The 8,491-nt window shown below is 63.5% G+C and carries 5 protein-coding genes; 4 read left to right on the top strand and 1 reads right to left on the bottom strand.

Features of this window, described 5'->3' with window-relative positions:
- Positions 1-450 precede the first annotated feature (450 nt).
- Positions 451-2,091 (top strand): BCCT family transporter, encoded by a 1,641-nt coding sequence (locus tag GS429_RS01515; RefSeq protein ID WP_160062062.1) that lies wholly within the window; start codon positions 451-453, stop codon positions 2,089-2,091.
- A 319-nt stretch (positions 2,092-2,410) separates the two neighbouring features.
- On the opposite strand, the gene GS429_RS01510 is transcribed toward GS429_RS01515, so the two are convergent.
- Positions 2,411-3,166, bottom strand: a complete 756-nt coding sequence (locus GS429_RS01510) for a hypothetical protein (protein WP_160062060.1) — start codon at positions 3,164-3,166, stop codon at positions 2,411-2,413.
- A gap of 246 nt (positions 3,167-3,412) precedes the next feature.
- On the opposite strand from GS429_RS01510, the gene hmgB reads away from it, so the two are divergent.
- The 3 genes from hmgB (at position 3,413) to GS429_RS01495 (ending at position 8,435) form a co-directional block, all read left to right on the top strand.
- Positions 3,413-4,750: a hydroxymethylglutaryl-CoA synthase gene (gene hmgB / locus GS429_RS01505; RefSeq protein ID WP_160062058.1), complete on the top strand. Its 1,338-nt coding sequence runs from the start codon at positions 3,413-3,415 to the stop codon at positions 4,748-4,750.
- A 355-nt stretch (positions 4,751-5,105) separates the two neighbouring features.
- The gene (locus tag GS429_RS01500) at positions 5,106-5,903 is read left to right on the top strand and encodes a sulfite exporter TauE/SafE family protein (RefSeq protein ID WP_160062056.1); all 798 of its coding nucleotides are present in this window, start codon (positions 5,106-5,108) and stop codon (positions 5,901-5,903) included.
- A gap of 36 nt (positions 5,904-5,939) precedes the next feature.
- A complete protein-coding gene (locus GS429_RS01495; protein WP_160062054.1) occupies positions 5,940-8,435 on the top strand; it encodes a heavy metal translocating P-type ATPase in 2,496 nt (831 codons plus the stop codon).
- Positions 8,436-8,491: the final 56 nt, after the last annotated feature.

Raw genomic sequence — 8,491 nt, 5'->3', positions numbered from 1 at the left:
CTTCGCCGAGTCGTCAGCAGCAATGAGATGATCTCACGGGCTCACGCTGTGCCGGCTGTCGAGACCTCGGGGTAAACACATACCCGCTAGCTAATTCGAGAGTGATTTCTCATACGGTTTGCTGTAACGGTTTACCGGCGCAACCGCCGCCCGGGTCGCGGTTGCGCCGGAAATGACGTACAGTAAACCGTATCAACTCTCGAGCGAGCGTGCTCGAGAGCGGGAGCCGGGCGAGAGTTTCCTCCAGTTCGTCGCGATTTGTTCCACACCAGTGCAAGCCAAGCGCATATTTGCGTCGTTGCGGTAGTCGGGAAGACAGAACCGCAGTCCCGCGTTCTCCTCAACCGACAGGTATGATTTCCTATCGACAACGGCAGTCGCTCCCAGTCAAGCAGGCTCACCGATCGATCCGAATCCTCATCGTGGGAGCAGTACCAGCGCGCCAGTACAATGAGTGATCCGGATCGCGGGAGTTCCGACGAGGGAGTTCTCGAGGAGCTCGATACGACCGTGTTCGGGGTCGGGTTCTCGATCGCTCTCGCTGCAGTGATCGCGTTCGTCGCCGTACCGGAAACGGCAACCGGCTATCTGGACGCCGCGAACGAGGTGATCTGGACCGGTTTTGGCTGGTGGTATCTGATCGTGATGTTCTTCCTCGTCGCGTTCGTGATCTTCCTGATCTTCGGCCCCTGGGGAAACATCAAACTCGGCGAGGAAGACGAGGAACCGGAATTCGCCTTTCTCTCGTATTTCGCGATGTTGTACTCGGCGGGGATCGCCGCGGGAATCGTCTTCTGGGGACCAGCAGAGGCGGTCTCCCACTACGACGACGTCTCGCCGTTTATTGGGGCCGAAGCCCAGAGTTCAGAGGCCGCCGTCGGCGCAATCCAGTACACGTTTTTCCACTGGGGTGTCTCCGCGTGGACGGCGTACGTCGTCGTCGCCCTGCCGATCGCCTACTGTGCGTATCGCTACGACGCGCCGATGCGTATCTCGACGGTGCTCGCGCCGTGGATCGGCATCGACAATCTCGATAGTCCGATCGCAAAGATCGTCGATATCCTGGCGGTGTTCGCAACCATCGGTGGGGTTGCGACGACCCTCGGGCTGGTCGGCAGCCAGTTTCTGGTCGGCCTCGAGTGGACGATGGGTGTTTCGGTCGGCGATCTCGGAACGATTCTCATTATCACCGGGATGACTGTCGCGTTCACTGCGTCGGTTGCACTGGGAGTTCAGAAGGGAATTCGCCGAATTTCGTACGTCAACCTCGGGTTGTTCGGGTTGCTGACGATAGTCACCTTCGTGCTGGGTCCGACGAACTACATCACGGCAATCGGAACCGAAGCGCTCGGGACATACATCAGCCAGTTCATCCCGATGAGTTTCTATACCGGTGCTGCCGAGACCGGGAGCGGCGGCGTGTCGGGGTGGGTCGGCGACTGGACCATCTTCTACTGGGCCTGGTGGTTCTCCTGGACGCCGTTCGTCGGCCTGTTCATCGCACGGATTTCCCGCGGCCGAACCGTCCGGCAGGTCGCCGTCACCGGTGTGCTCGCGTCGACCGGCATTACGATCCCCTGGTTTGCGACGATGGGTGGGACGGCGATCTACCTACAAGGAGATGGCCAGGCCGACGTGCTGTCGGCGATTCAGACGTTTGACGAGGCGGGTGCGGGCTATCCGCTCTTCGAAGCGCTCCCACTTGGCGGCCTGTTGACCGCACTGTTTCTCCTGCTCGTGCTCCTCTTTCTGATCACATCCGCGGACTCGTCGACCCTGGCCCTTGGAATGCTCACGACGGGCGGTGCACAGCGTCCGTCGACGATCAACCGAGTTCTCTGGGGCTTCATGATCGGCGCGCTCGCCTCGCTGTTGATTGTGACGGGCGGTGTCGAATCACTGCAGGCGGCCGCGATTATCACCGGGGGACCGTTTTCCGTTATTACGTTGATCGCCGTCGCCTCGATGGTGCTCGCCTTTGGCACCCAGCGGTCGCTGTTCCTGCGGGAGGAAGATGATGTCGACGTTCCGAATTCTGGTGAGATAGCTTCGAGTGGAGCCAACCCGGAGCCGGAATCCGACGACGACTGACAGCGATCGTCGCCACTGATACTGTCTGCTGTAAGTTATTTTCGGTGGGGCCGGGAGTCGTCCTGCGGTCCCACCGGTAAATCGTTACAGCAAACCGTATGAAACAATATTCCTCGTGCTGGCGAGTGGGGTTGGACTCGAGAACGAGGGCGACCCGACCGACCGCTGTCCGGCGTGTGGCACAGCGAACGCGTCGACGGCGGAGTACTGTCGTGACTTCCGGATCGGTTGCCGTCGTGAGCGGACGCGACTGTACGCGTAGGGAGACGCTTCGGCGTGGGAGACGGTGGTCCGGAACGGCACCCCATCGCCGGGACGCTCAATCGACTGGCGACGTAATCACCGGCGTATCGACCGGGGCCGCGTCGCGCTGGTGGACGCAGGTGCTGAGTTTGTGGTCGAGGTCGGCGTCAGTGTCGACCGCGATACGAACCGTTTCGCCGTCGATCGTGTTGATGGTCAGAAGCGTCTCCTGATGGCTGGTGAGTCCCGTTCCGTCGAGGTCCGCTCGATAGCGGTGGGCGTAGCCGACGAGTCCGAGTCCGCCGAGCGTCAGGAGGGCGTACAGGGACGTAACCACACCGGCCACGAGGAGGCTAGCACCGACGAGACCGAAGAGGGCGAGGACGCCCGCGCCGACGAACACCGGTTCGTGCGTTCGACCGACGCCGGGTCGTTTGCGCACGGACTCGACAGTCGCGGCGACGACGACGGTAACGATGGCAAGCAGCCCCGTCACGCCGGCCTCGAGTGCGCCCGCAGCCGAGAACGAGAGCACGCCGACACCGAGTGCGACGACGACGAGAAGGCCGCCTAGAAGATGGAGGAGTCGGTTGCTCCCGTCCGGTGATCGATAGGCAACCTGGGTGCGCTGTCGACTCTTGATCGAACAGATGTAGTCGTATCTCACGTCGACGAACTCGCCGAGGTTCGAGACGCACAGGAGCCGCCGGTCGGTGAGTCCGATCGCGGCCTCTCCGCGAACGGCGTCATCGAGGAGTCTCCCGGAAGAGAGATCCCGCATCGATTCGCCCTCGACAAGGTGACTACTGAACCGGTCTTCCGCGAGTCTCATTCGGGTTTCCCTACCGCGACACAGTACATAGTAAGCCGCTCCTTTCTGAGAGGGACCGAGTTGAATGAGTATTGGATCGAGCCGATGGTAATTAGAATTGACACTATTCCGTCGTCTACCGCCGTCTTCGAACGACGGTTCGATCCGTCGACTCGCCGCGAGTGAGTCGGCCGACTGCCGAAATAATCGACAGCTGTCGACATCTCGAACGACAATATCATGTGTCGGCACCTGCATTGACGATGTATGACTGCAGTCGGTATCGACGCCATCGAAATCTGGACCGGGAACCTCAAACTCGACTTACCCGGGACGTTCGCACCCGAGAAGGGCGAAGACCCGGAAAAGTACACGAAGGGACTCGGTTTGAACGCAAGTTCGTTCCCCGACAGCTACGAGGACATCGTCACGATGGGCGCAAACGCCGCCCATCGACTGATGGAGCGGAAGGGCCTCGAGCCGGACGACATCGGACGAATCGACGTCGCGACCGAGAGCGCTTTCGATAACTCGAAGCCGGTTTCGACGTACGTCGCTGGCTGCCTCGAGCAGGTCTACGGCGAGGACTTTCACCACGCCAACAAGGGCGAGCGGAAGTTCGCCTGTATTGCGGGCACCCAGAGTCTGGACGACGCCTACAACTGGATCCGCGCCGGCCGGAACCGCGGCCGCGGTGCACTCGTGATCGCAACCGACACGGCACTGTACGCCCGCGGCGACGCCGGCGAGGCGACCCAGGGTGCCGGTGCCGTCGCGATGTACATCACCGAAGATCCCGACCTCGTCGAACTTTCGACCGAGCAGGGGTACGGCTCGGCAGACGAGACGGACTTTCTCAAGCCGAACCAACAGTTCCCCTCCGTCGACGGTAAACGCTCCGTACAGGTGTATCTCGCCCGCATGCGAGAGGCGCTCGCGGACTTCGAGAGCGTCGCCGGCGACACCCATCCGGATCAGTTCGCCTACATCCCGTTCCACACCCCGTTCCCGGGGATGGTTCGCAAGGCGGGCCTGCTGGCTTACCGACACATGATCCGTGACACCAACATCGAAGACGAGTTGGCCGAGGAGATCGGTCGCCAACCCCGTTCCGAAGCGTTCGAGGACGACGAGGCGTTCCGCGATGCGCTCCGGGAGTATATGGACAAACTCAAAGATACCGAAACGTACCAGGAGTGGTACGAAGCGACGATCGATCCGACGCTTACGCTCTCGCGCGAAGTCGGCAACTGGTACACCGGCTCCGTTCACGTCGCCCGCGTGAGCGCGCTGAAACACGGCCTCGAGAACGATCTCGACCTCGCCGGAAGCAAACTCCTCGTCGGTTCCTACGGCTCTGGTGCCCAGGCCGAAGGCCACGCGGAAACCATTCAGGACGGCTGGAAGGACGAAATCAAGGCGTTGAACGTCGACGAACAACTCGAGAACCGCTACGATCTGAGCTGGGCGGACTACGAGCAAGTTCACGACGTGCACAACCACGAGATGGACGTCGACGTCGAGGAGTTCACGACGCCCGAGTCGGAGTTCGTCTTCGACGGCTGGGGGCGGATGGGCGAGCGGAAGTACCGATACGTCGAGTAACGGGTTTTCGAGTCGGTTTTTTCGATCTCGCGGTTGGAACAGCGGTACTGCGTTTACCTGTGTTTCAGGAGTATAGTAGCCACTGGAAGTCAGTGCACACCTGCTCACACGACGGGAGCGCGGTTCGAGGAAGCGAGAACTGCGGGACAAGCAAACGACCCGTGAGCGAGTGCGATCAGTATGGGAACCGTTCCAGTTGGGACTACAGGCTGGCGCAATTCACCCGAGACCGATCGGCTGCCGACCGCTAGACTCTGGGTACGATTATCGAAAGTCGTCGCTCGAGCGAAACGCACTACATCGTTCGGCGGTTAGGTCGGCCAACGACCGATTCGATCGCTACTCAGACAGAAATATGGACCCGTTTACACTCCTCGGCATCGACGTCCTGTTGTTCCTCGCTATCGGCGTACTCGCCGGAGCGCACTGTATTGGCATGTGTGGGCCGCTCGTAACCGTCTACGCCGGACAGATGGAAAGCGGTGAGGGCGCAAGCGGAGGCCGAACGAGTCATCTTACGACCTACGAAGTGCGCCAGCACGCGCTGTTCAACCTCGGCCGAACGGCGAGTTACACCCTTCTGGGCGGGGTCTTCGGCGCGCTCGGCAGTCTCCTGTTCGTGACCACGGCCGAGCTTTCACCCGTCGTCGACGTCGCTCGCGGCGGCGTCGGACTCCTCGTCGGCGGCTTCGTCATCGCCACCGGCGTCTACTACCTGTTGGGTCGAACGACCGGCGGAATCAACGTGCCCGGCGTCGAACGCGTCGTCGGCTGGCTGACGGCTCGAGTCCACCGGTTCGCGAACGGACCCGGCATCGTCGGCCTCGGCGCGGTTCACGGGCTGTTGCCCTGCCCCGTTCTCTACCCGGCGTTTCTCTACGCGTTCGCGACGGGCTCGCCGACGGGCGGGGCGCTTGCACTCGCCGCGCTCGGGGTCGGGACGATTCCCGCCGTCTTCGCCTACGGGACGATACTCGACAGTGTCGACGTCGTTCACCGGCGCCGCGTCCATCGACTGCTCGGCGTCGCGTTCGTCGTCCTCGGCTACGTGCTGTTCGCCCACGGACTGATGAGCATCGGGATCCACGTTCCACACCCGGAACTGCCGTTCTACGACGGCATCGACGCGCCGGGCGCACACGACCACCACTAAGATCGCGCCCCCCTCAACCCCTACGAGTACCAACAGATGACGACCGACAACTCGACCGAACCCGGCTGTACGCTCTGTGACCTCCCCGTCGAAGGGAGCGGCGTTACGCGCGGCGGAAACAGCTTCTGCTGTGTCGGCTGCCGAGACGTCTACGAGGTGCTCGGCGACGTCGAGGACGTGGACGCGACGGACGTCCGCGACGCGCGAGCGGCGTCCGACGAAGCGGGCGCGGGTAAAAGCGAGAGCGAGGACACGCGGGAGATCCCACCGGGCCACGAAACGACCTTCCTCGAGGTCGACGGCATGTACTGTGCGACCTGCGAGGCGTTCATCGAGTCCGTCGCGTCGAACACCGAGGGCGTCAGTCACGCCAGTTCGAGTTACGTCACGGATACAGCGCGGATCGACCACGATCCGGAGACGGTTTCGGTCGAGCGGCTCAAAGAACAGATCAGTAAGCTCGGCTACAGCGCCTACGACCGGGAGGACGCCATCAGCCGCCGCCGCGCGGATAACTGGGAAATGGGACGGGTCGCCGTCGGTGTCCTGATGGGGATGATGGTGATGATGCAGTACATCGTTATCATCTACCCAACCTACTTCGGCGGGCTGTTCTACGACGAGCGCACGACTGAGTTCCTCACCGAAGCGCTCGCGAGCGGCCGCGCGACGCCGTTCTACATCGGTATCGGTGCGCTGACGACGATCATTCTGCTGGTTACCGGGAAACCGATCCTGCAGGGTGCCTACGTGGCGATCAAGACCCGGTCGCCGAACATGGATCTGCTCGTCTCGATCGCTGCTATCAGTGCCTACCTCTACAGTACGCTCTCGATCGCCGTCGGCGATCCAGAACTGTACTACGACGTAACCGTCGCGATCATCGTCATCGTCACCGTCGGCGGCTACTACGAGTCGACGCTCAAACGGGAGGCGATGGAGCGCCTCTCTAACCTTACCGCCGTGCAGGTCGACGACGCCCGCCGGGTTAACGACGACGGCGAGAGGACCGTCGCCGTCGGCGAACTCGAGTCCGGCGACCGCGTCCTCGTTCGCACCGGCGAGCGCATCCCCGTGGACGGGACCGTCGTCGACGGCCGGGCTGCAGTCGACGAAGCCGTCGTCACCGGCGAATCGCTGCCCGTGACGAAGGAGTCGAACGACGCGGTCGTCGGCGGCTCCGTCGTCTCCGACGGCTCGCTCACCGTCGCGGTCGGCGAGGACGCCACGAGTACCCTCGACCGAATCAGCGAACTCGTCTGGGACCTCCAGAGCGGCACCCACGGCATTCAGAAACTCGCGGACAAACTGGCGACGATCTTCGTTCCGCTCGTGCTCGCGCTCGCGCTCGTGGTGACGGTCGTCTATCTCGCGCTCGGCCACGGCGTGGCCGCCGCCCTGCTCGTCGGCCTCACCGTCCTGATCGTCTCCTGTCCGTGCGCGCTCGGGCTCGCCACCCCCCTCGCCGTCGCCGCCGGCATCCGGGACGCCCTCGAGCGTTCGATCGTCGTCTTCGACGACAGCGTCTTCGAACGAATCCGCACCGCGGACACCGTGGTCTTCGACAAGACCGGGACGCTGACGACCGGCGAGATGACCGTCGTCGACGCGGATATCGAGGATGACCTGCTCGAGCAGGCGGCGGTACTCGAGGGCCGTTCTGCGCATCCGGTCGGGAAGGCGATCGCGGCGGCGAGGCCGGTGACGGACGGCGGAACGATCGCGCCGGCATCGGATTCGGACAGTCCGGTCGAGGCCGATGCGACTGACGAGGGCCGTGCGGACGACCGAATCGACTCGTTCGAATCCCACCGAAACGGCGTCTCAGGCGTCGTCGACGGAGACGAGATCGTCGTCGGCCATCCGGATCTGTTCCGTGATCGGGGGTGGGCCGTCCCCGACGAACTCGACGGCCGGATCGCGGACGCGCGCGAAACGGGACGCGTCCCGGTCGCCGTCGGCCGCGACGGCGCTGCCGCGGGTCTCGTCGTCGTCGGCGACGACCTCCGCGAGAACTGGGACGAGACGCTCGCCGCGATTTCGGAGTCAGGGACCGACATCGTCGTCCTGACCGGGGACGACCGTCGCGCGGCCACGCAGTTCCGCGACCACGAGGCCGTCGATCAGGTGTTCGCCGGCGTCCCGCCGGAGGGGAAAGCCGAAACCGTCGACCGGCTCAAGCGGACCGGCCGAACCGTCATGATCGGCGACGGGACGAACGACGCCCCGGCGCTCGCCAGCGCGGACCTCGGCATCGCGCTCGGCGGCGGGACCGCGATGGCCGCCGACGCGGCCGACGTGGCGCTCGTCGACGACGACCTCTCGTCCGTCGACACCGTCTTCGAACTCGCTCGAGCGACCGATCGGCGCGTCAAGGGCAACATCGGCTGGGCGTTTTGTTACAACGCGATCGCGATCCCCCTCGCCGTCACGGGACTGCTCAACCCGCTGTTTGCCGCCCTCGCAATGGGGGCGAGTAGCCTGCTGGTGGTGACGAACTCGTCGCGGCCGCTGCTCGAGGACGACGACTGAAGCGGTCTGCAGCACCGACGTCCCAGAACGTCCCAGGTCGGTTGCGAGACCGCCGG

This window comes from Natronorubrum halalkaliphilum (assembly GCF_009834785.1).
Classification (GTDB): domain Archaea; phylum Halobacteriota; class Halobacteria; order Halobacteriales; family Natrialbaceae; genus Natronorubrum; species Natronorubrum halalkaliphilum.
Note: the sequence above shows the minus strand (reverse complement) of the source record. Positions and strands in the feature narration are given on the sequence as shown.